The organism is uncultured Tateyamaria sp. (assembly GCF_947494755.1).
Classification (GTDB): Bacteria; Pseudomonadota; Alphaproteobacteria; order Rhodobacterales; family Rhodobacteraceae; genus Tateyamaria.
Genome location: NZ_CANLVZ010000008.1, coordinates 127,608 through 153,842 on the forward strand (window position 1 = coordinate 127,608; position 26,235 = coordinate 153,842).

Genomic DNA, 26,235 nt, shown 5'->3' on the forward strand with positions numbered 1-26,235 from the left:
CTATCCGAGCAGCTGCAATTCGCCGCCCACCGGAATGTTCGGCGCGTGAGCGTTGTTGGTGATCACAAGCTCGACTCCATCGCCCTGCCGTTGCCACTGCCCGGACACGAGCGGCGTCTTGGACACGTTGGGCACCGGGCCGTTGGACCAGTTCACGTCGCCGACGATGGTCGACACGTTCGTGCCCTTGATTGCGGCGGCAATGGCATCCGGGTCGTCCAGATCCTCGGCCCGCGCGATGGCGTCCGCAACAACTTCGAACAGCGCGTGCTTGAACCCGATGGGTTGGGTCCAGGGCCGCCCGGTGGCGGCGGTGAAGCCATTGGCCAGTTCGCCTGCTGACGTGCCCGTCAGCGAGGACGAGAACGGGTGGTTCGGCGACCACCAGATTTCCGTGGTCAGGCCCACGCCGCGATCCCCAAGCGCCTCGATGGCCGACGGGAAGAGCAGCGCCTTGCCGATGGTCGCAACCTTGGGATTGAAGCCCTGTTGCGCGGCCTGCGCCCAGAAGGTGCCGAAGTCCGGCGGGATCATCACGCCCGTCACGATCTCGCAGCCTGCGTCCTTGAACGCGGCGATGTAGTTTGAGAAGTCGTCGTTCAGCGGCTGGAACCGACCCGGATCGACCAACTCGAACCCTTGCGCGGCAAGTGGCTTGGGGAAGCCCAGTTCAGGATCGCCCCATGCGTTGCCGTCCGCATCGTTGGGGAACAGCCCGCCGACTTTCTTGGCCACGCCCGCGTTGCTCCACAGACCGGTGAAGTTCGTGATGACGTCCTCAAGGCCCCAAAAGAAGTGGTAGGTATAGCGGAACCCTTCGGCCGGGTTGCCACCGCGCCCGAAGAAATAGGGCTGCCAGGGCGCGTCGGTGGTGACGCAGGGCACCTCGTTGATTTCGGCCTGATCGGCGACCGGGTTGGTGGTGTCGGGCGTTGCGGCGGCGGTGATGATGTCGACCTCGTCCGACAGGATGAGTTCGGCAGCCACTTCGGCAGCCCGGTTGGGGTTGGACTGGCTGTCCTTCTTGATGATCTCGATGTTGTAGGACTTGCCGTTGTTCGTCACGCCGCCCGCAAAATGCGCGCGCAGACCGTCAAGGATATAGTCATCCGCCTCTGCAAACCCGGCCAGTGGGCCGGTCGATGGGGTGACGAAACCGACGCGGATCGTTGGATTATCCGCATAGGCGCGCGTTGCCGTCAGGATGGCTGGCGATGCGACAGTTGCCGCCAAACCGCCTAGGATCTGTCTTCTGGTTGTTCCCGTTTTCATAGCGTCTCCTCCCTGAGATGTATGGTGTGGTCTGATGCGCCGCGAAGGGCGCAAAGCCGTCTGTGTTTCTGTTCGGAATATCATGTTCCGTTTCGCAAATTATTACGGCTTTCTCTGATCTATATACCTTGTTGTTATGTTTTGAGGTCCAGTAGCGCATCCAGCGCGCTCAAATGATGCGCAATGCGCGCCTTCGTCTCCGCCAGATCATCAGGCCCCCAGTCCCGAAATCCGGCCCCTGACGCCATGCCGGTTCGCCCCTGATCCAGCAGGGTCTGCAAATAATGCGAAGCGCGGGGCGTGGCATCCAGATCGCCGAGCACCTGATTGTGGATGTCTTGCGTGAGCTCGATCCCAACCAGATCGGCGTTCTCAAGCGGCCCCAGCACCGCCATGCGCCGCCCGAAACTCGCCTTGACCACATCATCAACCGCTTCAGCGGTGCAGATCCCGTTCTCGACCAGCGAAACCGCCTCGCGCCACAGCGCGTGCTGCAAGCGGTTGCCGATAAAGCCGGGCACGTCCTTTTCGACCATCACCGGCGTCTTGCCTGCCCCGCTCAGCAACGCGACCATGGCGTTGGCCTGGCCAGGGTGCGTCCATTCCGTCTTGATCACCTCCACCAGCGGGATCATGTGCGGCGGGTTCCACCAGTGGGTGCCGAGCGCACGGTGGCGGCCCGACAGGCCCCCCATGATCTGCGTGATCGGGATGACGGAGGTGTTGGAGGCGAGGATGGCGTCAGCAGGCGCATGCGCTTCGACTTCTGCAAAGATCGCCTGTTTCAGGGGCAGCTTTTCCGGTGCCGCCTCGATCACGAACATGGCGTCTTGCACAGTTTCGGCGACTGCATCGCACAAGGTTATGCGGGGCAGGACGTCGGAAATCTCGCCCTCGTCCGCGCCAAGCAGCGCGAGACTGCTCGCCACCCGCTCGAGCACGCTGCGCAAGGTGTCGGTCATGGGATCGGTGACGCGCACATCGTGCCCCGCGCGCGCGAATGTCAGCGCGATGCCGTGGCCCATCAAACCGGCCCCGATGACCGCGATATTTGCCGCTGCACCCATCAGCCCGCCGTATACCCGCCGTCGGCGTACAGGATATGCCCGGTGTAGAAATCCGACGCGCGCGAGGATAGGAACAGAAGTGGGCCTGCCAGGTCCTCGGGCTCGCCCAAACGGCCCTTGGGCACGCGCGATAGGAAGCCGTCGCGCACAGCCGTGGCCTCGGGTGTGTCCTCGAACATCCACGCGGTGAGAGGAGAGCGGAAGACAGTGGGCGCAATCGCGTTCACCGTGATGCCCGTCGGGCCGAGTTCGCATCCCAAAGCCTTGGTCATTCCATCTACGGCCGCCTTCGAGGCGCAATAGGCGGTGTAGCCCGCAGGGTGGCCCAGCAATCCACGGGCCGAGGACATCAGGACGATCTTGCCGCCTGCGCCCTGCGCCTGCATCTGACCTGCTGCCGCCCGCGCCATCAGCCAGCTTTGGGTGACATTGGCGTCCATGACACCCTCAAAGGTCGAGGGGTCCATATCGCCGATCTTGGCCACCTTGTTCATGCCCGAGGCGACAACGAGAATATCGAGTTGGCCGAAGGTCGCCACGGCTTCCTCGACCATGGCGGCGCAGGCCGCCTCACTGTCGGGACGCGCATTGATCTGATGCGTTCGCCCCGTGCAGGTGGCCGCAACCTCGGCCATCGCATCGGCATTGCCCGCCGCCAGCACAACCCTGACCCCGGCCCCGGACAAACAGCGCGCGGCAACGGCCCCGAATGCGCCCGACGCGCCTGTGATCAGCGCAACCTTGCCGGAGACGTCGAAGAACGACATGGGATTGTCGAGGCTCATGGTCGTCCTCCTTCGGGGTAGGGGATCACGACCAGCATCTTGCAGACGTGGTTGCTGCGGTTTTCGATCTTGCGCACCTCGCCGGGCGGGATCGTACAACTGTCCATCGCGCCCAACACGGTGTCAGTGCCATCGACGCTGACTGTCATCTCACCCTCCAAAACGACGTAGACCTTTTCGAATGGGGTCGCGTCTGGCCCTGCACCGCCGCCGGGCAGGAATTGGGAAAACCCCACCCACTGATTCTCCGGGCCGCCATCCTCAAATCCCTGTAGGCGCAGGCCGGTGACACCCCAATGGTTCGGGGCCTCGTAAGCGGTCGCATCGGCAAAGCGCTTGAGGTGCATCAGAACGCCTCGCCCGCCTCGATCCGGTAGCCCTGATCCTTGTCCATCATGGCAACCAGACGGATGATGCACCCATCGCCGCGATCCCAGTTCCACGGGAAGAAGGCGAAGGTGACGCGTTTGCCCGTGACCCGATCCAGATCGCCGCCGACATTCTCGATGCCGAGAATACCGTTGGTGAACAGCTTCTGGTGGACGGGTTCCCATTCGGGGAAATCCTCGTCCCACGGCGTACCGCCCGACCATTCGAGGTATTCCTTTTCCAGATGCGGCAGGATGGGGCCGTTGCGCTGCGGGCCGATCGCGGTCGCAAGCGGGTGGTCGTTGGCTTGGGTGTCGTGACCCACAACCTTGATCCCTTTTTCGACCATCCAATCGGCGGCAGACGGCACGAGGCCCGGGCAATAGGCGAAGTAATCGCCATCCTCATATTGCTTGTGCCAGCCCGTGTTGATGATCAGCACATCATTCTTGCGGATCGCGTGGCCACAGGCTTTTTCAAGATCGTCGCCGGTGATGCTTTCCCATTTCTTTTTGGGGATGCTGACCACCAGACCGGACCCAAAGAAATGCGGCAGCGGCACCTCGTCGATGAACGGCGTGCCCTGAACCACATGGGCGGGTGCATCAATGTGAGTGGTGACGTGCATGGTCGTCGTGATTGTCTGGCTCAGCACGCCGGATTTGGCCATGTAGTGCTTGCGGTCGATCTGGACGTCTTTGAAATACGGCCAGTTGGGGCACTGGAACCCGTAGCGGTGACTGAGGTTCACGAACTCCAGCCCCATATCGTTGTTGTCGTTTTCCTGAAAATCGATCCCGCGAATATTAACGACCATCCGTTCCTCCCAAAACCGGTTAAAGGTGTTTCACAATATGGTGCAAATGTATCATATAGCGGTCAAGGACTGATTTGTCGGGCATGATTTCTGAGGCTGAGCACGTCAAGACAACGGGCTGACACAAGGGTAGAACCACATATGAGCATCCAAGAAATCTCGAAAAATCAAGGAATTCAGGTGATCTCGCGTGCAGCTACGATCTTGCGTCTGTTGGGTCAGGAGACCGATGGCCTCAGCCTTGGGCAGATCGCTACGCGTGTCGGATTGGCCCGCTCTACGGTACAGCGGATCGTGGCAGCACTGACGGTCGAGGGCTTCATTTCAACCGATAAGGGGTATGGGGGAATCAGGTTGGGCCCCGAGATTCAAAGTCTCGCCCAAGCGGCCTCCACCGATATACGTGACCGTCTACGTCCCATCATGAAACGCATATCGGACGAGACCGGCGAGACGGTTGATCTGGCAATTCTTGACGGGGACAAGATGTTGTTCATCGATCAGATCGTGGGCAGTCAACGCCTGCGCGCGGTGTCGAGCATCGGCGAATCCTTTCCCCTGACAACCACCGCCAACGGCAAAGCCGCTTTGGCCTGTATGGACCCCGCCCGCGCGACGCGACTGATCCTGGCGGAGCTGGAGAGCGACACGGCCAAACCGCTCGCCACGATCCTGCGCGAAGTCGAAGATATCCGTCAGGGCGCGCTTGCCCGCGATGAAAGCGAGCATACCGACGGAGTCTGCGCCCTTGGACTGGCCATCGAGGACGGCAACGGCGACATCTATGCACTCTCCACGCCCGTGCCCGCCAGCCGCTACGCGCGCGTGAAAGATCGCCTGACCGACGCAATCCATCGGCACCTGTCTGAACCTGTCTGACACGCGGTCGTCTCCGACCAAATTGATGTCGCGAAAGCACTGGACAGATCTGTCCAGTTATCCGACAGTTCCCCAAAGATCGGACGAATGCGACAGAGGGCAGACATGAAAACACATTACCGGGTGGTGGTGATCGGTGGCGGCGTTGTGGGCACATCGGTGCTCTATCACCTGGCCAAACTGGGGTGGAGCGATGTGTGCCTGATCGAACGCTCGGTGCTGACAGCCGGGTCAAGCTGGCACGCGGCGGGCGGGTTTCACGCGCTGAACGCGGACCCCAACATCGCGCAACTGCAGGCCTATACGATCGACCTGTTCGAGGACATTCAGGCCGAAAGCGGTCAGGATATCGGCCTGCACATGACCGGTGGCTTGACGATGGCAGGCACGCCGGACCGGTGGGAATGGCTGCAATCGGCTTATCGCACGTTCCAGTCCATCGGGATCGAGGATTGCCGCCTCGTCACGGTCGAAGAAGCGGTTGAATTGAACCCGATCATGTCGGGTGACGGGTTGCTGGGCGGCATGTGGGCCGACCGCGAGGGGTATATCGACACCACCGGCACCGTGCACGCCTATGCCGGGGCCGCCAAGAAACGCGGCGCGACAGTGATCGAACACAACCGGGTGCTGGAACTGAACCAGACCTTGCAAGGCTGGGAGGTTGTCACCGAACAGGGCACCATATCCTGTGAGCATGTCGTGAACGCTGCGGGCCTCTGGGCCAAGCAGGTGGGCCGCATGGCAGGCGTCGAACTGCCCGTCTCGCCGCTCAACCACCACTACCTGATTTCCGACACGATCCCCGCGCTGGAGGAGCTGGATTTCGAGGTGCCCATGACCGTGGACCTCGAAGGGTTCACCTATCTGCGTCAGGATCAGAAGGGCGTTTTGCTGGGTATTTACGAGATCAACCACCAGCACTGGATGATGGACGGCGCGCCGTGGGAATACGGGTTTGAACTTCAACAGGAAGACCCTGATCGCATTGAAAAAGAGTTGATCATGGGCTTTGAACGCTATCCCGCGTTGCAGGATGTGGGCGTGAAGACGTGGGTGAACGGTGCCTTCACCTTCAGCCCCGACGGCAACCCCTTGGTGGGCCCGGTGCCACGCAAGCGCGGCTATTGGTCGGCCTGCGCGGTGATGGCCGGGTTCCTGCAAGGGGGCGGCGTGGGCAAATCGCTGGCCGAATGGATGGTGCATGGCGAGCCTGAGGCGGATGTCTACGGCATGGATGTGGCCCGCTATGGCATCTGGGCCGAGAACAAGCAGTACATCAAGGAAACGACCGGCCAATTCTATTCCCGCCGCTTCGTGATGACCTACCCCAACGAACAACTGCCGGCCGGCCGGCCCTTGAAAACCGCACCGGCATATGCGGACATGACCGCCGCCGGGTGCCACTGGGGTCAAAGCTGGGACCTCGAAGTGCCGCTCTATTTCGCGCCACATGGGTTTGCCGAAACGCCATCTCTAAAACGCAGCAACGCCCACGACATCGTGGCCGCCGAATGTAAGGCAGTGCGCGAGCGGGTGGGCCTGCTGGATATCTCCGGCTTTTCGCGCGTCGAGGTCACCGGCGAGAATGCGGAGGCGTGGCTGAACTCGATCATGGCCTCGCGCCTGCCCGCACCGGGCCGCGCACGCCTCGCACCGATGCTGGGCGAAGACGGACGGCTCAAGGGTGATCTGACCGTGTTCAATTGGGGCGATGGCGTCTGGTGGATCATGGGCAGCTACTATCTGCGGACATGGCATCAACGCTGGTTCGACGATCACATGATGGACGGTGTGACGCTCAACGACCTAGGCGACGAAATGGCTGGCTTTTCCCTGTCAGGCCCCAAATCCAAAGCGGTCATCGACGCGCTAACGGATGGCAAGGCGAGTGCACTGCCCTTCATGGGCTGCGGCACCTTCGACATCGGGCTACTTCAATGCAAGGTCGGTCGGCTGTCCGTCACGGGCGAGATGGGGTATGAAATCCACTGCCGTATGGGAGACCATGCGACCTTGCGCAAAACGCTGCTGGCCGCGGGTGCGGATCACGGGATGATCGAATACGGGTTCAACGCGCTGCTGTCCTTGCGGCTTGAAAAGTCGTTCGGTATCTGGTCGGCGGAATTCACCCAAGGCTACACGCCGGCCATGACCGGCATGGACCGTTGGATCGATTGGGACAAGGAATTCGTCGGCAAGACCTCAGCGGTCGCTGAACGTGATGGCAACGGCCCCGCGCAGATGCAGGTCACGCTCGAGGTGGACGCCGATGGCGCGGATGCGTCGGGGTACGAACCGGTCTGGAAAGACGGGCAAAAGGTGGGCTTTGTCACCTCGGGTGGGTTCGGGCACACCACAGGCAAATCGCTCGCCATGGCGCTGCTCGATGCGGATCATAGCGGCACTGGCACGGACCTGACGGTACATATCGTCGGGGTCGAACGCACCGCCAAGGTCATTGCAGCCTCGCCCTATGACCCCGAGGGCAAGGCGATGCGCGGATGAGCGATCAACCCAGACGACGACGCGGGCGCGGCGCGCCACCCGCCAAGACCCGCAAGACGGACTACCGCCGATTGCGCAACCCGTTCCCGGCAATGAACGTGTTTTCCGACGACCGGGTCGCGGCAATGCACGACGCCGCGCTGGATGTGCTGGAACGGCTCGGCATCAAGGTGCTGCTACCCGAGGCGCGCGCGGCGTTCGAAGCCGCGGGCGCGCGCGTCGATGAGAGCACACAGATGGTCCATATCGGGCGCGAGGTGGTCGAGGCCGCCCTTGCCACCGCGCCCAAATCCTTTGCGCTGAAAGGCGGTGCGCGCGAGCGCGATCAGGTGATGGAACTGGGCACCATGATCTTTCAGCCCGGCGCGGGCTGCCCTCACGCGACAGACCTCGAGCGCGGACGCCGCCCCGGCACCGAACAGGACTTTCGCGAACTCATCACCCTGACCCAACATTTCGACGTGCTGCACATGATCCCGCCACTGGTCGAACCACAGGACGTGCCCATTCACCTGCGCCACTATGCGATGACCGAGGGGCAAATGGAGTTGACGGACAAGGTACCGTTCATCTATTCGCGCGGCACTGGGCAGGTTGATCAGTCCTTCGAGATGCTGCAAATTGCGCGCGGGCTGTCGGACGCCGAATTCCGCGCCGAGGCGCATTGCTACACCATCATCAACACCAACTCGCCGCGCCAGTTGGATATCCCTATGGCCCTCGGGATCATGGATTTCGCGCGCGCCGGTCAGATGGCGATCATTACACCCTTCACCCTGATGGGGGCGATGGCACCGATTACCGTGGCGGGGGCCATGACGCTGTCCCATGCCGAGGCGTTGGCCGCCATCACCCTGGGCCAGTTGGTCAACCCCGGCGCGCCTGTGTGCTACGGCACGTTCACCTCGAATGTCGACATGAAGTCAGGCGCGCCCGTCTTCGGCACACCCGAACACTTCAAGGCATCACTCGCCGCCGGTCAGCTTGCACGTCATGTCGGACTGCCGTGGCGCTGCGCATCCGGTTCCGCAGCAAACTTGGGCGATGTGCAGGCCGCCAACGAAACCCAGTTCGGGACGTGGGGGTGCCTGATGGCGGGGGCGACGGTGACCCTGCACGCGGCAGGCTGGCTTGAAGGAGGGCTGACCGTCTCTTACGAAAAGCTGATTACGGATGTCGAAGTGCTGCAAATGATCGCCGAGTTATGTGTCGAAACTCCCGCAGAAGAGGCCGAGATCGCATTGGACGCGTTGCAGGAGGTGCAACCGGGCGGCCACTTTTTCGGCGCGGCGCACACGATGGAACGCTACAGCACCGAGTTCTACGAACCGCTGGTGGCGGACTTTGCCAATATCGGCACCTGGGAAGAGCGGGGCAGCGTGGACGCCACGGCCCGCGCGACCGACATATGGAAAGGCATCCTGCGCGACTTTACCCCGCCCACGGGTCGCCAAGACAACCTTGAAGACTTGCGCACCTATATCAGCAAACGCAGCGCCGAAGGTGGCTGCGCGCCGGAAAGCTGATGGGCGCGCCCCTGCTGCACAGGGATGACCCGGCCAAGGATCTGCTGATTGGCAATGTCAAAGTCACGAGGCAGGATTGGCTGAACGCGGCCCTTGCGGTCTTGAAACAAGGTGGGGTCGAGGCGGTCAAAGTGGCCGATCTGGCCGCCGGGCTGGATGTGTCGCGATCCAGCTTCTATTGGTATTTCAAGAACCGGACCGACCTCTTGGATGCCCTGTTGCAACATTGGCAGGACACAAACACCGCCGCGATGGTGGCGCAGGCCAATGCGCCCGCTGACACGATCACCGCCGCCTGCTGCAATGTTTTTCGTTGCAACATCAACGCCGATCTGTTCGATAATCGCCTCGACTTTGCGATCCGGGATTGGGCGCGCCGGTCCGACCGGGTGAACGTGGTGCTCAAGGCCGGGGACGATGCGCGGTTGGAGGCCCTGACCGAGATGTTTGCCCGTTTCGCTTATGACCCGCTTGAGGCAAAGGCCCGCGCGCGCGTCCTCTACTACATGCAGCTTGGATATGATGACGCGAACCTCGGCGAAACCCTTGCAGAGCGTCTGGCGATGGTGCCCGAATATCTGGTGGCCTTCACCGGAAAATCTGCGCACCCCGAAGAGATCAATGCCTTTATCGAATATGCGCGCGCTGTCACCGATGCTTGACCCCCGACCACGGCCGCCCCAAAGATTGCCCTTTTAAGAAATGAGGGCCTATGCGCACCCAGGTTGTGATAGTCGGCGGCGGACCATCCGGGCTTTTGCTTGGGCAACTGCTGTACAAGGCCGGGATCGAAGCGATTGTGCTGGAACGCAAGTCGCGCGCCCATGTGCTGGGCCGTATCCGCGCCGGGGTTCTTGAACGCGGCCTGGTCGGGCTGATGGGTGAGGCGGGTGTAGATGCCCGGATGAAGGCCGAAGGGTTTGTGCATGACGGCACCCTGATCGCCTATGATAACGACATGTTCCGGGTGGATTTCACACAACATACAGATGCAACTGTTCTGGTCTATGGCCAGACCGAGTTGACCCGCGACCTCTATGATGCGCGCGACAAGACCGGAGGCGAAACCCGGTTTGAAGTGGATAAAGTGGTGATCAACGACGCAGACACCGACACCCCGTTTGTCACCTTTGACCAGGACGGAACGCACCACCGCATCGACTGCGATTTCGTGGCGGGATGTGATGGCTTTCACGGGGTCAGTCGCAAGACAATCCCCGCATCCGTCCGCCGCGAGTATGAAAAAGTGTACCCGTTCGGCTGGCTTGGCGTGCTGTCTGAAACGCCGCCTGTGAATGACGAGCTGATCTATGCCAACTCTGATCGCGGCTTTGCCTTATGTTCGATGCGCAATGCCAACCTCAGCCGGTACTACATCCAATGCGATGAAGGCGATGATGCCGCGAACTGGAGCGATGACGCGTTCTGGGACGAGCTGCGCCGCCGCATTCCACCCACCGCCGCCGAGACGCTGATCACGGGGCCAGCCCTCGAAAAATCCATCGCACCCTTGCGCAGTTTCGTCACCGAACCGATGCGGTGGGGGCGCTTGTTTCTGTGCGGGGATGCCGCGCATATCGTCCCACCCACCGGAGCCAAGGGCCTGAACACCGCCGCCTCGGATGTGCACTATCTCAATCAGGGTTTGCGCCAGTTCTATGCGGACAATGACACCCATGGCATTGATGTCTATTCGGAAAAGGCACTGGCGCGGGTGTGGAAGACCGAGCGGTTCAGTTGGTGGTTTTCAAACCTCATGCACCACTCCCCCGGCCAAAGCGCGTTTGACAAAAAGATGCAGCTGGCTGAACTTGCCCTGCTGCGCGACAGCCCCGAAGCGCAAGCTGCCATGGCGCTGAACTATGTTGGGCTGCCCTACTGAGTGATCCGCAACGCGCCCGCGCGATGCTCGACCCATGCCGCCCGCCCGACACTGACTGTCAAGACGACGAAAACCGCGATGGACCACATGATCGCTTGCGCGGCAGCCTCTACGAATTGCGGTGCGCTCTCGCCACCTGCGGCCATCCCGTCCTCGCCCGGATTGACGAAGGGTGCCTGGCAAGCAATAGCCATCCCAAGGGCTGCGCCGATCTGTTGGAACGGTTGCACCGCCCCGGCCCCGGACCCGTCGTCCTGTGCGTCAACACTCAACATCGGCAGTCGAAACAGGACATGATCGCGGTCGCCATGCCGATGCCACAGATCAAAAATGGCATGGCAAACCCATAGGGATTCAGATCAGAACCCGTCGAACGGATGACAGCCTGAAGGCTCACTATCCCCACATACAACAGCGCAGCCCCAATTGCGATCCGGGCAGCGAGACGATGGCCACCGAACCGTTCTGTCGCCATAGAGGCCAGCATCACACCGACGGGAAACCGGGTCATTATCAGATCGCTTTGCAGTGCGCGGAGTGCGGCGGCGGCGCCAAGCGGAATGTTGACGAAAAACGCCAGCCGCCATCCATCTCCAATATGTCCGCAGAAATCGACGCATCTCCGAACAATGGGTCCTGCCACCTACGCCGAGACTCGAGATGGTTCCGGACAGGCCAAAAGCCCGCGCCCTTTCTTCCGGGGGGAGACGATAACATGCGCGATGGCGAGGACCTGTGGCGTCATCGCCGCCGCCGCCAGGCCCCGCAACGCGCGCGCGGTGAACAACTCGACAATGCCCGGTGCAGGCCCACACAAGCGCGAAGCGAACGTGAAGCCCGCCATCCCGATCACAAACAGCTCACGCCGCCCAAACACGCATAGCCAAAATAGCGCGGGTCAAGGGGCCAGCCATTGGCCTTTCCACGCATCCGAGCGCCGGAATTCGGCACGGCGGTGCTGCGCCCCCAGATGCACAAGATCAATGTGGCTGATGACGCAGTGCAGCACCGCGAACCGATCCCGCCGCGCCGGTTTTTCATAGGCATAGACGTCCGAAATCGGCGTGCCGGGATCAGGCGCAGTCCCGTAGGAGACCCGCGAGGCGGCAGGAACCTTGTCCCAGGCCGCCTGCACTGCATCGCCGGTTTGAATGGTGACACGGCTGGTCAGGCGAATTTGCAGGTTGGATCTGGGCACCCACACATGCAGCGCGGCATGCGGGTTCGCCCTCAGCGCCGCGAATTTCGGTGTCGCGATATCTGTGTGCACCTCGACCACACCCTCCGCCTGCCCGGCATGGCGCAGCGCCACCGTTCGCGCCTCGGGCAGTCCATCGGAGGAGACGGTCGCAAAGGTCGGATAGCGCGCAGGGGCCTTGCCGTCGGCCACGCCACGCCGCAAATGCTGCCAGCCCTCTTCCAGAAAGGCCGCCAGATCGTTTAGATCATTCATATCCTGTCATCTCCAGATAGCCGACGCCTGTATGGGAACCTTCGACGATCACCGGGCCCTCCCAGTAGGGGATGCTCAGCGGCATCCACGCTTGGGTGTTGAGCGCCTCAACCCGCACATCAACGCCACGATCCGGCAGTTGAACCTGCCACGTCGTGGGCACATCGCGCCCGCCCACATCGCTTTGGGCCACAGGTTGAGCCGCAAAGGCCCCGTCTGGATAAGCCGTCGTGCGCCCATCCGCCCCAATCCATGTGGAGGCGCTGTAAAGCGAACCGTCACGCTGGCGCAATTGAAACCCCATCAGCTTGGCCCCATCGTCAAAGGACAAGGAAAACCAATCCCAACCCGACTGATTGTCCGACAGCGGTTGCGAGGACCATTCCCGATCAAGCCAGGCATTGCCCGTCACCTCAACCGATCCATCAGGCAATATCAGGGTGCCTGCTATCTTGTAGAACGGTTGAGAATAATAATAGCTCGCCTGCCCCTCGACAGATTTGACCGAAAACCCGTGCTGCCCGTGGAACACCAGCGGGCCCTGCGCCTGCAACGCCATGTCATAGGCAAAGTCGGGACCTTGGGCCGTCAACGTCAGAGTGTCAAAGTCCGCCCCCTCCATCGCCCATTCGTCAATCCAGGCACGGAACGGTTCGGCTTGGACGCCTGCAACTCCGACGCCCCCCCGCGCGAAGCGTTCGGTGGCGAAATGGGCCTGTGGAGTGGTTACCGCCGCATGAGCAAACCAGACCTGTGGCGAAGACCAGCCTGCGTCCTCTCCGGGTGCGATGGCCGTGCGAAACAAGGTCCATTGCAATCCGTATTGCGTGCCATCCGCACTGGTCAGGTTGGCTGTCAGATACCACCACTCGATACGGTATTCCGGGTGCGGGCCGTGATCTGCGGGAAAGTCGAATTGCGGATCGGCCTGCGGCACTGCGAACTTCTGGGCATCCGTGCCCAAGCCCGCAAAACCCTGCGCGAACACGCTGAGAGGCCAAAGCAGAAGGAAGAGGAGCAGCCTAATGCTCATGTGCAAACACCTTGAGTAACGCATTGGGTGGCACGCGCATCAGACGGATCGCAGGCCACGCCGCAGCAATGCCAGCGGCCAGTATTGCATATGCCCCAAGCCCGGCATAATCGGCAGGAAACAGGTACATCGGCAAACGCCAACCAAACGCCTCCACATTGATGATCGCCAAAAGGACCCATGCCAGACCCAGCCCGACGGGCAACGCAAAAAGGCACACGACCGCAGCGAAAACCAATGCGCGGATGACCTCCAACTGGCCAATGCGGCGGCGGGTCAGCCCAAGCGCCCAGACCGGTGCCAGCTGTGGCACCCGCAAATCGGCAAGGGTCAGAAGGCACATCAACATCGCAAACCCCGCCACGGCCAGCGTCAGCACGTTGAGTGCTGCGGTAACCGTAAAGGTCCGGTCAAAAACGCCCATCGAGAACGCCTTGAGCGCGACCTGATCGGTGATGGCACTGTCAGCGATCCCCATCTCGTCAGTCATAGCGCGCCGCACAGCGGTGGGGTCGTCTGTGCGCAGACCGAATTGGCGGGCACTGACCTCGGGGTAAAGGCTTTGGAACAGTGTCTCGCCAATCACCAATTGCCCAAGTGGATTGCCGTAGTCCGCCACAATCGCGGCAAGTGGCAGCATGCGATCCGGGGCCACCTCAACGCGGTCTCCGACCCAAAGCCCTGCACGGCGGGCCAGCTGTTCATTCGCCACCGCAGCGGCACCCGCAGCGACCTGATCCCAGGCAGAGGGGGTGGCGGCGAGGAACTGCCAATTCTCGCGATAGGTCGGCCCGACCCGCACCCCAAACAACCGCGTCGGCTGGCCTGCCACATGCGTATCACGCACAAGCAGCGGCAACGCAGTTGCGCCGAGGCGTGGCGCTGCCGCTTCGATTTGGGCCGCTTGCGCAGCAGTCTCCGCCTCGACGTAAAGCTCGGGTGCCAGGCGCTGATCCAGAAACGCTACAAAGGTCAGCCGAAAACTCGACACCATGGTGGCCACCCCGATATTGGCCGAAATGGCCAGCAGCAGCGCCATTAGCGCAAGGCTGAGACCGGGCAATTGCTGGCGCGTGTCCGCCCAGAACCAGCGTGCCACCGGCGATTTGGCTGTGCTCTCGGCCAAGGTCAGGACCGGACGTACCAGAAGGGGCAGCGCAAGTGCGGCCCCGATCAGGAAGCATCCCAACAGCGCAAAACCCGCAACCAACCCTGATCCCCATACCGCCAAAGCACCCGCACACAGCAGCAAGCCAAGTGCGCCCACACCCTGAGCCACCTGCGCATTTCCCAATGTCATCGCCCATGCGCGGGGTCGCGCACTCGCCAGCAGCGGCATCCGCGCGATCTGCCAGAGCCGCCCGCCTGCCGCTGCCAAAGCGCCTAGAACCGCAATAGCCATGCCCGACCCCCACCACGAGACCCTGAATTGCAGCGTGCCAGCCATCTCGGCCCCGTAAAGCCCACGCAAGCTGCCCGCGACATCCGGCAATAACAGCGCGGCGATCACATACCCCAGAACCACCCCGATCCCCGCGCCAACAAGCGCAAGCGCAACGACCTCAACCACCATCAGCTTGATCAGACGCGGCAAGGGTACGCCCAAGGCGCGCAGGGTCCGAACCATGCCCCGCCGCTGCTCGAACGCAAGGCCGATGGTGCTGTAGACGATGAACAATCCCACCGCAAAGCTGAGCAGGCCAAAGGCGGTGAGGTTCAGATGGAAGCTCTCGGTCAGCTCGCCCACATCTGCCGACTGGCTGGCAGATTGCAGGCGCAGATGCGGGGCCACATCCGCCAATGCGGGGCGGCGCAAGGGTTGATCGGGTTGCACCAACAGGCGCGATAGATCAGTGCGCCCCAGCAGTTGTTGCACCGCGCCGATATCCCCGACAGCGACTCCCGGCGCGACGGTGTCCTCGACCAAAACGGTAACACCATCACCGAGTGCTTGGGCTGTTTCAGCAGTCGCATAAAGCCGGCCGGGGCTGAGGAAGCTGTCGAGGTCACCCGCCTCTGCGATTTCGCCAACGCTGGCCCCTGAAGGAGATGACAAAGGATCGAACCCAAGCACGCGCACGCCGTCCAGTCGCCCTTCGATGATGGGTGACACCAGCCAACCGGCGCGCCGCAAGGACACGAAATCCTGTTGGGCGATACGATCCCCTGCGCGCGGTACGATCTGGTCAAATTGTCCTTCGCCCAAGGTTGCCGCCGCTGCATCATAGCTGGCGCGCGCTTCGGCGTTGATGGCCTGCACGCCGGACCACAGGCCAGTGGCCAAGGCGAGGCCGGCCAGAAAGGCAAACAACTGCAAGGGGTTGTGGCGCCAGTGCGACGCCAAAGCCGCAAAGCACGCGCGGGTCACGCCAGCACCCCGCGGCTCAGGTGCAAGCGGCGACCCATACGGGCGGCGATGACAGGTGAATGCGTCACCAACAGCAGCGCAGCGCCCGTATCCGCCACAAGGGTCAGCAATTGGTCAAGAACCTGCACGGCTGTGTTTTCGTCCAAATTGCCCGTGGGTTCATCAGCCAACAACACCTGCGGCCGTGCCGCGATGGCCCGCGCGATGGCGACACGCTGCTGCTGACCGCCCGACAGGGCCTCGGGGTATTTGCGCATCTGGTCCGACAACCCAAGACGCGTGGCAAGTTCACCAATCAGGGCCATATCCGCGCGCCCCGCGAGCCGCGCCTGAAACGCGATATTGTCCGTCACATTCAACGACGGGATCAAATTAAATTGCTGAAAGATCACCGCGACATCGCGACACCGTACGGCGGCGCGATCACTGTCGGACATCCCGGTCAGCTCCTGACCAGCCACACGCACTGTCCCCGCATCCGCGACCTCCAGCCCACCGGCGATATGGAGCAACGTGCTTTTGCCGCTGCCGGATTCCCCGGTCAGCGCCAGCGTCTCGCCAGGTGCAAGTGTCATGTCCACACCGCCCAACACCGGCACAGGCCCGTCGGCGCCTGCGAATGTCTTTTGAACACCGCTTAGAAAAAGGGCCAGGTCGGCTTGCGTCATGCGCGGCTCAACCCCGTCGTGATCAACTCTGTCACTGGCACGCGGGCATTCAGGCGGGTCGCAAGTAGAAACATGCCCGCGACTTTACGCTGGATATAGAGCAGATCCATGGGCACCGGAGGCGGCACGAAGCCTGCGGCGGCCAGCGCCTCACCTTCGCGCTGCAAGCGCCGGGACACATCCCATGTGCCAAAGTCCAGCAAAGGTGCCGCCCGAACTTCGTCAAAGACAAGCATGATCATATCAAGGATGCGGTCGCGAAAAGGAGCCTCGACGGTGTCAGGCACCAGTCCCATCTGCGCCACGATGCTGTCGACCTCCGCGCCTTGATCTTCCAACCCGGCCTGAAAGAGCGCACGCATATGGGTCTGCAAGGCTGCGGGCACACGGCGCGTTGCGCCAAAATCCAGCAAAACGATCCGCCCCGTGTCCGGATCAAAGCGATAATTGGCAAAGTTCGGATCGGTCTGCATCACACCAAACTCAAACAACTCTCGCAACATCAACGTACACAGCGCATGCATCACCCGGTCACGCACATCCTGACGCTGTTCAGCGACCGTTTCGATCTTGTCCGACGGCACATACGTCATGGCGAGCACCTTTTGCGTGGTCAGCGGCGCATGGAGCGCAGGCACGACAAAATGCGCATCATCCTTCAGCAAGCGGCCAAAGGTCTCTAGATGAGCGGCCTCGGCGTTGTAATCCGCCTCTTCCTTCAGTTGCGCGCGAGCCTCATCGAGATAGGGGCGCAATTCAAACTCTTTGGGCAACAGCCGGGACATGCGGATCAGGCTGCCAATGTTTGACACGTCACTGTCGATACTGCGCGCGATGCCGGGATATTGCACCTTGATCGCCAGTTCCGTGCCATCGGGCAAACGGGCCCTGTGGACCTGCCCGATAGAGGCCGCCGCAATGGGGCGCACATCAAACTGGGCAAAGCGTTGACGCCAGCCTGCGCCCCACTCCGCATCCAGCACATTGCGCAACTGTCTGGGCGGCATGAAATCGGCATCAGCCCGAAGGCGAGCCATGATCTCGGCCAGTTCGGGGGGCAACATGTCGCCGGTGTCCATCGAGAGAAGTTGACCAACCTTCATCGCCGCCCCGCGCATGCGCGCCAGCTCATCCGCCATGCGGCGCAGATTGCCCGGAGTCATAAACAACTGCCGCGTCGTGGGGCGGCCGCCCTGCCCCCATTGGCGCGCGCCATCAGCCGCCATGCGACCGGCCACATCGGCCGCCAGCACGCCCATGCGCATCATGCGCGACACGCGTCCTGTCGGCACGGCCAGCGGGCGCGATAAGGGGCTGTTTTCGGTCATCGGTGTTTTATGTCCTTGGCTTCCTCGTAAGCTAAGTGTCGGAGGCACAAAATCAATTCGGCGATACTTGGCCAGCGCAGCATCACTTGCGCTTGCATCAGCTTGGATGAGAACATAATGTGAACATTATGTCCCGACTCTCTCTCGTCTCCAAGCTGGCAATCCTCAGCGACGCAGCCAAATACGACGCCTCCTGCGCCTCGTCAGGGTCGACTAAACGCGATTCACTCGACGGGAAGGGGTTGGGATCGAACGAGGGATCGGGGATTTGTCACGCCTATGCCCCAGATGGGCGCTGTATCAGTCTGCTCAAGATATTGATGACAAATTTTTGCATCTATGACTGTAGCTATTGCGTCAATCGGGTGTCGTCGAACGTGCCTCGTGCCCGGTTTTCCGTGGACGAGGTCGTGGACCTGACGATCAACTTCTACCGCCGCAACTACATCGAAGGACTGTTTTTATCTTCGGGGATCATCCAGTCGCCGGACCGGACGATGTCGGACATGGTGCGCATTGCGCGCAAGCTGCGGCACGAGGAAAACTTTCGCGGCTATATCCACCTCAAGACAATCCCCGATGCCGCCCCTGAACTGATCGAAGAAGCGGGGCTGCTGGCGGATCGGCTGTCGATCAATGTCGAATTGCCCACGGATGTTTCGGTCAAGAATTTCGCGCCGGAAAAGAACCCTGCACAGATCCGCAAGGCGATGGCCAACGTCCGGATGCGCAAAGAGGTGGCCAAGGACAAGTCTCACACCGGCAAGCGCCCGCCCCGGTTTGCCCCCGCAGGGCAATCCACTCAGGTGATTGTGGGGGCGGATGCGTCAAACGATGCGGCGGTGCTGTCGCAATCCACCCGGCTTTATTCCAGTTACAAGTTGAAGCGGGTCTATTACTCGGCCTTCTCGCCGATCCCTGACAGTTCCAGCAAGCTGCCGCTGATCCGCCCGCCGTTGCAGAGGGAACATCGGCTTTATCAGGCGGACTGGCTGTTGCGGTTCTATGGGTTCGACTTGAACGAAATCACGGGCGTGACGCCGGACGGGAACCTCGACCTCGACATTGACCCCAAGCTGGCCTGGGCCTTGCAGCATCGGGGCCTGTTTCCGCTGGATGTGAACACCGCAAGCAAGGACATGTTGCTGCGGGTCCCCGGCTTTGGCGTCAAATCGGTGCAGCGTATCCTGAGCACACGGCGACATCGCACGTTGCGATATGAGGATCTGGCCTGCATGGGCGGATCGATGAAAAAGGCGCGCGCGTTCATCACAGCCCTTGGATGGACCCCGGGCCGGCTGACCGACAGCGCGGATTTGCGCGCCCGGTTCGCGCCCGCACCCCAGCAATTGACGTTGCTGTAATGCGGCACATCGCGTTGCCCAAAATCGGCACGGCGGTGGCGTGGCGCGATGCGGCGCGTGCGTTGTTGGGGGAACGGGTGCCGCCCAGTGACGTCATCTGGGGCGGTGATGACACCCCGCCCGAGTTATTTGCGAACGCACCGGCAGCGCCACCAGATCGCAGCGACATAACCGTGCCGCGCAGCTTTGTGGCATTGGCCAACAGCGTGGTCTGGCATTCCGACCCTCAGCGATTTGCACGGCTCTATGCGTTGCTGTGGCGTGTCCAAAGCGCGCCTTGGCTGATGTCTGATCGGGGGGACGCCGAGGTTGCAAAGCTGCGCAGCCTGGAAAAAGGCGTACATCGCTGTCAGCACAAGATGAAGGCCTTTGTCCGGTTTCGCGAGATCGGGGACCCCGCAGCGCCACGGCGATCCTTTGCCGCCTGGTTTGAGCCGACCCATCACACGGTTGAGCCGACCGCGCAGTTCTTTTGCCGCCGCTTTGGCGATATGGATTGGCGTATCCTGACCCCTGATGTCAGCGCTCATTTCGAAAAGGGCGTGTTGCGGCTGGAAGACGGGGCTGACGCGCCCGACCTGCCCGATGATGCCCATGAAGAGCTGTGGGTCACCTATTTCCGCAACATCTTTAACCCTGCCCGGCTGAAAGTGGCAGCGATGCAGTCGGAAATGCCCAAGAAATACTGGAAGAACATGCCCGAGGCGGTCGCCATCCCCGAGCTGATCGCAACAGCACCCGCCCGCGCACGCGCCATGGCAGAGGCCGCACCGACCCTGCCGCCCGCGCACGCCGCTAGCGCGCAAGCCATGCAGATGCGCAATGTCTCTGAATGGACCGGGTCCGCCTGCGCCATGCGCGACGCGCTTGAGGGCTGCACACGCTGCGATCTTCACAAGGGGGCGACCCAAGCCGTGCCCGGCAGCGGCCCGGTGGATGCGGACCTGATGATTGTCGGGGAACAACCGGGCGATCAGGAGGACCTGGCCGGGCGTCCCTTTGTTGGCCCGGCCGGGCAGCTTTTCGACCAGGCCGCGGCCCATGCAGGTCTGACGCGCGAGGCGCTTTACCTCACCAATGCAGTCAAGCATTTCAAGTTCACGGCGCGTGGCAAAAGGCGCATCCATCAACGACCCACACGATCTGAAATCGATCGGTGTGCATGGTGGCTGAACGCGGAGATCAAACAGGTCGCCCCTAAACTGATTGTCGCAATGGGCGCAACGGCGGCGCTGGCAACAACCGGATCCGGGCAAGCGATCATGAACCGGCGCGGCAAGATCGAGGATGGGCTGCACGGGGGCAAAGTGCTGATCACACTTCACCCCGCCTATATCCTGCGCGCGCAACCCGCCGAGGTTGCCCAACAGGCGATGCGCGATTTTCAAGCTGACCTTGCGCTGGCACGCCGGATCATTTCGGGCGACGCCGTATCCCCTAGTGAAAGTCCCGCGATTTCGGGATGACGCGCACATTGCGCGGATGGCCATGGCTGCCGTGCGGAAGGGCTTTCCTGACTTCATCAGCACGGGCGAGCGGTGGGGTCATCACATCATTTGCCAACCGGTCAAGCGCATCGCTGCGATCAGACAGGCGATGGGCCACGACATGAATGACGTCATCGCTGCGTTGCACCACACCTGTGACATCAATGATACGCGCGCGCATGATGACCTTGCGAAACGCCTCCATCACTTTTGGCCAGACGACCAGGTTGGCAACGCCGACCTCGTCCTCAAGCGTGATAAAGCAGACCCCCTTGGCGCTGCCGGGACGCTGGCGGATCAATACAATCCCAGCCAGCTTGATGGACTGGCCACTGCGCATCGTGTTGAGGACCCCGGTCGAGCGATAGCCCTGCCGTGTCATGCTTGTGCGCAGAAACGACATGGGATGCTCTTTCAAGGACAGCCGCGTGGTTTGATAATCTGCAACGACATGTTCGCACATGGGCATCTGCGGCAGGGCGAACTGCACTTCGCGCCCCTCGTCCCGGTTTTCCTGGAACAGAGGCAGGGCTGGCGCATCCCGCAACGCGCGAGCATCCCAAAGCGCCTGCCGCCGATCCAGATCCATGGAGCGTACGGCATCCGCCGCCGCCAGTTTGCGCAAGGTGCCAACATCAAGGCGGGCGCGTTTTTTCAGGTCTGCCAGATCTGTATAGGGGGTCAGCCGCGCCTCCATGATGCGGTGTGCCATGTCCTGCCGCACGCCATCAATCTGGCGCAGCCCCAGACGCACCGCAAAGACATCATGTCCAAGAGGTTCCAGCGTGTTGTCCCAATCGCTGTAATTCACATCTGGCGCACGCACTGTGACGCCGTGTTCCCTGGCATCGCGCACAATCTGGGCAGGCGCATAGAATCCCATAGGTTGGGAATTCAGCAACGCCGCACAGAACACATCCGGGTAGTGGCATTTGATCCAACTCGATACGTAGACAAGATGCGCAAAGCTGGCCGCGTGGCTTTCAGGGAAACCATAATCCCCGAACCCTTTGATCTGATGAAAACAGCGGTTTGCAAATTCCGGATCATAGCCGCGCCGGATCATGCGCCCGACCATTTTCTCCTCCAATGCGCCAATGGTGCCGCGCGACCGGAATGTCGCCATGGCTTTGCGCAGCTGGTTGGCCTCGTCCGGGGAAAACTCGGCGGCAACCATGGCAACTTTCATCGCCTGCTCCTGAAAGATCGGCACGCCCTTGGTCCGCTTGAGCACGTGCCTCAGCTCATCCGGATCATGCGGGGCGGCGGGTGAGGGGTATTCCTCGGCCTCTTTCCCGCTGCGCCTGCGCAAATAGGGGTGCACCATATCGCCCTGAATTGGGCCGGGCCGGACAATGGCGACCTGAATGACCAGATCATAGAATTCGCGCGGCTTGAGCCGGGGCAACATGTTCATCTGCGCGCGGCTTTCGACCTGAAACACGCCCAGACTGTCGCCTTTGCACAGCATGTCATAAGTCGGCGTGTCGTCCTGTGGAATGCTTGCCAATGTGAATGTCGGTCCGTGATGGGCTGCAATCATATCGAAGGCCTTGCGGATGCAGGTCAGCATTCCAAGGGCCAGAACATCCACCTTGAGGATACGCAACTCGTCGATATCGTCCTTGTCCCATTCGATAAAGCTACGCTCAGGCATTGCGCCGTTTCCAATTGGGACAGTTTCGGTCAGCGGCTTTTGGGTCAGGATGAACCCGCCAACATGCTGCCCGAGGTGGCGCGGCATCCCGATCATCTGATCCGCGATTTTGATGGTGCGGGCCATGAGGGGGTCATTCAGATCGATGCCCGCCTCTGTCGCTTCGCGCGCGCCGACCTCCCGTCCCCAAGACCCCCAGATGGTCTTGGACAAGGCGGTGGTGATGTCTTCGGACAGCCCCATGACCTTGCCCACTTCGCGCACGGCCATACGAGGGCGATAATGGATCACCGTGGCGCACAAAGCCGCCCGGTCGCGCCCGTATTTTTCATAGATATGCTGGATCACCTCTTCGCGCCGCTCATGTTCGAAATCGACGTCGATGTCGGGGGGCTCTTTGCGTTCTTCACTGATGAAGCGTTCAAACAACAAATCGTTTGTCGCCGGATCAACGGCCGTGATGCCAAGAACGTAACAGACGGCGGAGTTCGCGGCTGATCCGCGGCCCTGACACAGGATCGGGGGGGTGCAATCGTGCCGGGCGAAATTGACGATGTTCTGGATCGTCAGGAAATACTGGGCGATTTCAAGCTTGGCAATCAGCGCCAATTCTTTGCGCAAGGTCGCTGTGACGGTATCGGGTATGCCATCCGGATAGCGCCATGCCGCCCCTTTCCATGTCTGTTCGTCCAAATATTCTTGTGGGGTGCGCCCATCGGGCACGGTTTCCTGCGGGTATTCGTAAGACAGTTCGAGCAGGCTGAACGTGCAAGCATCCGCAACGACCCGCGTTGCGTGAATGGCATGCGGCCACTCTGAAAACAGCGCCTTCATCTGCGCGGGGGATTTCAAGTGCCGTTCCGCATTGGCATCCAGCAGAAAGCCTGCCTTCTGGATTGTGGTTTTATGCAGGATACATGTCATCACGTCCTGCAACGGGCGCTGCTCGGGGGCGTGATAGTGAACGTCATTGGTCGCCAGAATGGACAGCCCGTTGGCGTTTGCAAGCCTGTCCAGCCGATTGATCCGGGCCCGATCATCGCCGCGATAAAGGTAACTTGCCGCGATGTGCTTGAGGGTCGGCAGGGCGCGGATCAGACGGCGCAGACCCGCGCTGAAGTGATTGAGGTCCAAACCGGGTATGGCGATCAGTTGCACACCCGCGCTGTGCTGCGCCAGATCATCCAATGTGATGTCGCAGGCCCCCTTGAGCTGCCATGACCCATCAACCGCCTGCATCTTGGCTTTGGACAGCAAGGTACACAGCCGCCCATAGGCCGCCCGGTCACGCGGATAGGCAAGGAACATCTCTCCCGTCACCAGCTCAAGACGGCAGCCAATCACAGGAGTGATCTGGGCTTTGTGAGCCTCGGCATGCAAGCGGACCACGCCTGCCATTGTGTTCAGATCCGCGCAGCCCAGTTTGTCATATCCCAGCGCATTTGCGGTTGTGGCCAGATCCACGGCATCCGAGGCCCCGCGCAAAAAGGAAAAGCATGTGGTGATACCAAGCTCCACGAAAGCGCTGGGCGTGTTGCGGGTGAGCCCATCATCCTCGATTGTGCGCCTTGGGTGCTGGTTGTCCATGTCAGGCATCAGGCAAACATCCCGTGCACGAACCAGCGCGGATCCCCGCCGCGCCCATCATCATGCAGACCCTCGCGGTAGAGCCAGATGCGGCGGCCCGTCTGATCCTCGACCTTGAAATAGTCACGCAGCCGGGTGCCGGGGCGGTCTTTCCACCATTCGGGGGCGATCCGTTCCGGCCCCGCATACCGGGTGACACGATGGGTTTGCTTGCGCCAGACGAACTGTGCCGGTGGGCCCTCGGGCACCGCATAAAGCACCCGCACTTCTTCGGGGACGTCCAGCAGACGGATGGGGCGGTTTTGGGACACGGCCTCAACCGGCGGAGGGGGGGTGGACAGGGCGGCGACACGCCCCTCGGCGCGCTCCGGTACGTGGCTGGCCCGCAAGGTAGGACGCGACACAGCCTGTGTGCCAAACTTTGCCGTCAGCCGATCCACAAGCAAGCTGAGGTCCAAACCATCCTCGACATCGCCATCCAAACCCTTTTGGACAACGTGCATCGGTTCCACCCCACCCGCGGCCAATGTGATCAGATCAAAGCCGAAACCCGGATTGATACGCTCGACCTTGTCGCGAAACAGGCTGTGCAGGTGGATGGGGTCCTGTGAGCTGGCAGACATGGCAACATCGACAAAACTGACATCGCCATCCGTGCGGTACACCGTCAGATGCAGCCTGCGGCACCCCATGCTTGCGTGCTGCAACGCATCACACAGGTCTTCGCACAATTGGGGCAGATAGGGTGTCGGGTCGAAAATAGGCTCTGCCAAGCGGCTTTGGACCACAAACCGCGGCTTTGCATCGACGCTAGCAACAGGTTCGGCCAACCGCCCAAACGCCTGATCCAGCCGCATCAGCGGGTTGGAGGCGAGGGCCGCTTTCACAAAGCGCCGTGTCAGCGAAAGGCGCGGCACATCCATCAATGCCCCGATGGTTTTGAGCCCCAACCTTTGCAACAGCAGCAAAGTCTCGCCGTCCAGACGCAATCCCGCGACGGGCAAGGGCCCAAGTTTGTGGGGGATTTCATCGGCCATGCAGATTGAGCGCACAGGCCCGAACCTTGCCAGCGCCCAGGCACTTCCCCATGTCGGGGCAACGGCCAGTTGTGATGTTAGACCCAGAAGGGACAATTGCGTCTCCATCTCGATCAGCATCGCAGCTTCGCCGCCCAGCAGATGATCGGAGCCGCTTGTGTCCAAAATCATCCCGTTGTCGCCATCGCGCACCGTCCACGGACACCAGCGCCGCGCCCACAGCACCAAACGATCCAATGCGGCCCGGTCACCGGCCTGGTCTGCATATTCCACCTGCAATTCGGGACAAATCGCGCGCATATCCACAACGCGCGATCCCGGCAGAATGCCCATCCCCCGCGCGATACGATTGGAGGCGTGGATCACCGGGCCATGATGCCCCTCACTGGCCAGCACCAGCGGAATATCATCCTGTGGCGCGTTGCCCCGTCGTTCCATCGCGCGCTGCCATCGCTCCATCGCGAAGTGGGGTAATGCGATCGAGACGATCCGCCGTCCGGTCATATGTCACCGTCCACTTGCCCGGCTTGGCTTGACGCGACCGGAACAGATCGAGCGACCAGCGCGATTCCCCCGGCGCGTGGGCGTCGTGGGCATTGGCGGTAGAGGGGACCGACCCGATCCGCCAGCGGTTGCGGGCCGCACTCAGGTTTGGTGTGGCGGCGTGGCGGACCAGCCAGCAAGGCACATCTGCGGCCTCTGCACGAATCGCCAACCGTTTGGTCGCGGTAAAGTCCAACGCGGCCGGATCGCCCCATATCTCGCCAATCACGGCGACAAGTGTCCGGCAACGCAACCCATCTTCTAATGCCCACAGAACGTCGACCGGACGGGACAAGTTCACCGCAATAATGGGGCGCTGGACGCCAAGCCCCGCAAGACAAAGACGCCCCGTTTCGCGACAGGACAGGCGATCCTGCACCCACAACACAGGCGCATTGGTGCGGGGCAGACGCGCCAATATGTACCCAATTGCGGCTGCATCTGTCACCGTTTCGGGAAAGATCTCCGACAAGGTCCGTTTGATCGGGCTCCGCTGATGCCGCTGCCCAAGCTTGTATTTTTGAAGAGACAACGACTGCATGCACGTCACACTGATTCCCTAATGTTCCTTCTTTGTTCTAAATATATGCAGCCGTTTGGTCAAA

Annotated in this window: 22 protein-coding genes; 7 read left to right on the plus strand and 15 right to left on the minus strand. The window is 61.5% G+C overall.

Features of this window, described 5'->3' with window-relative positions; genetic code table 11:
- The 5 genes from Q0908_RS11885 to Q0908_RS11905 form a co-directional block, all read right to left on the minus strand.
- Positions 1 to 1,272 (minus strand): ABC transporter substrate-binding protein, encoded by a 1,272-nt coding sequence (locus tag Q0908_RS11885; protein ID WP_299284317.1) that lies wholly within the window; start codon positions 1,270 to 1,272, stop codon positions 1 to 3.
- 134 nt (positions 1,273 to 1,406) lie between these two features.
- Entirely contained in the window at positions 1,407 to 2,339 is a 933-nt protein-coding gene (locus Q0908_RS11890) for a 3-hydroxyacyl-CoA dehydrogenase family protein (protein WP_299284320.1), read from the minus strand.
- Complete coding sequence (locus Q0908_RS11895; RefSeq protein ID WP_299284323.1) at positions 2,339 to 3,124, minus strand: SDR family oxidoreductase; 786 nt, start codon at positions 3,122 to 3,124, stop codon at positions 2,339 to 2,341. The genes Q0908_RS11890 and Q0908_RS11895 overlap by 1 nt, the downstream gene beginning before the upstream one ends.
- Positions 3,121 to 3,471 carry a cupin domain-containing protein gene (locus tag Q0908_RS11900; RefSeq protein ID WP_299284326.1) on the minus strand — a complete coding sequence of 117 codons (351 nt, stop codon included), beginning with the start codon at positions 3,469 to 3,471 and terminating at the stop codon, positions 3,121 to 3,123. The genes Q0908_RS11895 and Q0908_RS11900 overlap by 4 nt, the downstream gene beginning before the upstream one ends.
- Entirely contained in the window at positions 3,471 to 4,310 is an 840-nt protein-coding gene (locus Q0908_RS11905; RefSeq protein WP_299284329.1) for a cyclase family protein, read from the minus strand. The genes Q0908_RS11900 and Q0908_RS11905 overlap by 1 nt, the downstream gene beginning before the upstream one ends.
- Before the next feature lie 141 nt (positions 4,311 to 4,451).
- Between Q0908_RS11905 and Q0908_RS11910 the strand changes: the two genes are divergently transcribed.
- From Q0908_RS11910 to pobA, 5 genes are all read left to right on the plus strand, one after another.
- Positions 4,452 to 5,189 (plus strand): IclR family transcriptional regulator, encoded by a 738-nt coding sequence (locus tag Q0908_RS11910; RefSeq protein ID WP_299284332.1) that lies wholly within the window; start codon positions 4,452 to 4,454, stop codon positions 5,187 to 5,189.
- Positions 5,190 to 5,294: 105 nt separating this feature from the next.
- Complete coding sequence (locus Q0908_RS11915) at positions 5,295 to 7,697, plus strand: FAD-dependent oxidoreductase (protein WP_299284335.1); 2,403 nt, start codon at positions 5,295 to 5,297, stop codon at positions 7,695 to 7,697.
- Positions 7,694 to 9,223 carry a trimethylamine methyltransferase family protein gene (locus Q0908_RS11920; RefSeq protein WP_299284337.1) on the plus strand — a complete coding sequence of 510 codons (1,530 nt, stop codon included), beginning with the start codon at positions 7,694 to 7,696 and terminating at the stop codon, positions 9,221 to 9,223. The genes Q0908_RS11915 and Q0908_RS11920 overlap by 4 nt, the downstream gene beginning before the upstream one ends.
- Positions 9,220 to 9,885 carry a TetR/AcrR family transcriptional regulator gene (locus Q0908_RS11925; RefSeq protein ID WP_299284492.1) on the plus strand — a complete coding sequence of 222 codons (666 nt, stop codon included), beginning with the start codon at positions 9,220 to 9,222 and terminating at the stop codon, positions 9,883 to 9,885. The genes Q0908_RS11920 and Q0908_RS11925 overlap by 4 nt, the downstream gene beginning before the upstream one ends.
- A 50-nt stretch (positions 9,886 to 9,935) precedes the next feature.
- Entirely contained in the window at positions 9,936 to 11,105 is a 1,170-nt protein-coding gene (gene pobA / locus Q0908_RS11930) for a 4-hydroxybenzoate 3-monooxygenase (RefSeq protein WP_299284340.1), read from the plus strand.
- On the opposite strand, the gene Q0908_RS11935 is transcribed toward pobA, so the two are convergent.
- The 7 genes from Q0908_RS11935 to Q0908_RS11965 all read right to left on the minus strand — a co-directional run bounded on the left by Q0908_RS11935 (position 11,099) and on the right by Q0908_RS11965 (position 17,955).
- The gene (locus Q0908_RS11935) at positions 11,099 to 11,380 is read right to left on the minus strand and encodes a hypothetical protein (RefSeq protein ID WP_299284343.1); all 282 of its coding nucleotides are present in this window, start codon (positions 11,378 to 11,380) and stop codon (positions 11,099 to 11,101) included. The genes pobA and Q0908_RS11935 overlap by 7 nt on opposite strands.
- Entirely contained in the window at positions 11,374 to 11,616 is a 243-nt protein-coding gene (locus tag Q0908_RS11940) for a hypothetical protein (RefSeq protein WP_299284346.1), read from the minus strand. The genes Q0908_RS11935 and Q0908_RS11940 overlap by 7 nt, the downstream gene beginning before the upstream one ends.
- A 387-nt stretch (positions 11,617 to 12,003) precedes the next feature.
- Positions 12,004 to 12,558 (minus strand): pyridoxamine 5'-phosphate oxidase family protein, encoded by a 555-nt coding sequence (locus tag Q0908_RS11945; protein ID WP_299284348.1) that lies wholly within the window; start codon positions 12,556 to 12,558, stop codon positions 12,004 to 12,006.
- Complete coding sequence (locus Q0908_RS11950; RefSeq protein WP_299284350.1) at positions 12,551 to 13,591, minus strand: lipocalin-like domain-containing protein; 1,041 nt, start codon at positions 13,589 to 13,591, stop codon at positions 12,551 to 12,553. Before Q0908_RS11950 ends, Q0908_RS11945 begins: the two co-directional genes overlap by 8 nt.
- A complete protein-coding gene (locus Q0908_RS11955) occupies positions 13,581 to 15,959 on the minus strand; it encodes an FtsX-like permease family protein (RefSeq protein ID WP_299284352.1) in 2,379 nt (792 codons plus the stop codon). The genes Q0908_RS11950 and Q0908_RS11955 overlap by 11 nt, the downstream gene beginning before the upstream one ends.
- On the minus strand, positions 15,956 to 16,627 hold the full coding sequence (locus Q0908_RS11960) for an ABC transporter ATP-binding protein (RefSeq protein ID WP_299284354.1): 672 nt from the start codon (positions 16,625 to 16,627) through the stop codon (positions 15,956 to 15,958). Before Q0908_RS11960 ends, Q0908_RS11955 begins: the two co-directional genes overlap by 4 nt.
- Positions 16,624 to 17,955 (minus strand): AarF/ABC1/UbiB kinase family protein, encoded by a 1,332-nt coding sequence (locus tag Q0908_RS11965; RefSeq protein ID WP_299284357.1) that lies wholly within the window; start codon positions 17,953 to 17,955, stop codon positions 16,624 to 16,626. Before Q0908_RS11965 ends, Q0908_RS11960 begins: the two co-directional genes overlap by 4 nt.
- Positions 17,956 to 18,083: 128 nt before the next feature.
- Here Q0908_RS11965 and Q0908_RS11970 point away from each other — a divergent pair, with 128 nt between their 5' ends.
- Complete coding sequence (locus Q0908_RS11970) at positions 18,084 to 19,319, plus strand: putative DNA modification/repair radical SAM protein (protein ID WP_299284360.1); 1,236 nt, start codon at positions 18,084 to 18,086, stop codon at positions 19,317 to 19,319.
- Positions 19,319 to 20,785 carry a UdgX family uracil-DNA binding protein gene (locus tag Q0908_RS11975; protein ID WP_299284363.1) on the plus strand — a complete coding sequence of 489 codons (1,467 nt, stop codon included), beginning with the start codon at positions 19,319 to 19,321 and terminating at the stop codon, positions 20,783 to 20,785. The genes Q0908_RS11970 and Q0908_RS11975 overlap by 1 nt, the downstream gene beginning before the upstream one ends.
- Here Q0908_RS11975 and Q0908_RS11980 read toward each other — a convergent pair.
- Genes Q0908_RS11980 through Q0908_RS11990 form a run of 3 tightly spaced genes read right to left on the minus strand, consistent with a single transcriptional unit; the run spans position 20,757 to position 26,102 of the window.
- Entirely contained in the window at positions 20,757 to 24,059 is a 3,303-nt protein-coding gene (locus tag Q0908_RS11980; RefSeq protein WP_299284366.1) for an error-prone DNA polymerase, read from the minus strand. The genes Q0908_RS11975 and Q0908_RS11980 overlap by 29 nt on opposite strands.
- The gene (locus Q0908_RS11985; protein ID WP_299284495.1) at positions 24,059 to 25,525 is read right to left on the minus strand and encodes a DNA polymerase Y family protein; all 1,467 of its coding nucleotides are present in this window, start codon (positions 25,523 to 25,525) and stop codon (positions 24,059 to 24,061) included. The genes Q0908_RS11980 and Q0908_RS11985 overlap by 1 nt, the downstream gene beginning before the upstream one ends.
- Positions 25,494 to 26,102 carry a hypothetical protein gene (locus Q0908_RS11990; RefSeq protein WP_366869097.1) on the minus strand — a complete coding sequence of 203 codons (609 nt, stop codon included), beginning with the start codon at positions 26,100 to 26,102 and terminating at the stop codon, positions 25,494 to 25,496. Before Q0908_RS11990 ends, Q0908_RS11985 begins: the two co-directional genes overlap by 32 nt.
- Positions 26,103 to 26,235 lie beyond the last annotated feature (133 nt).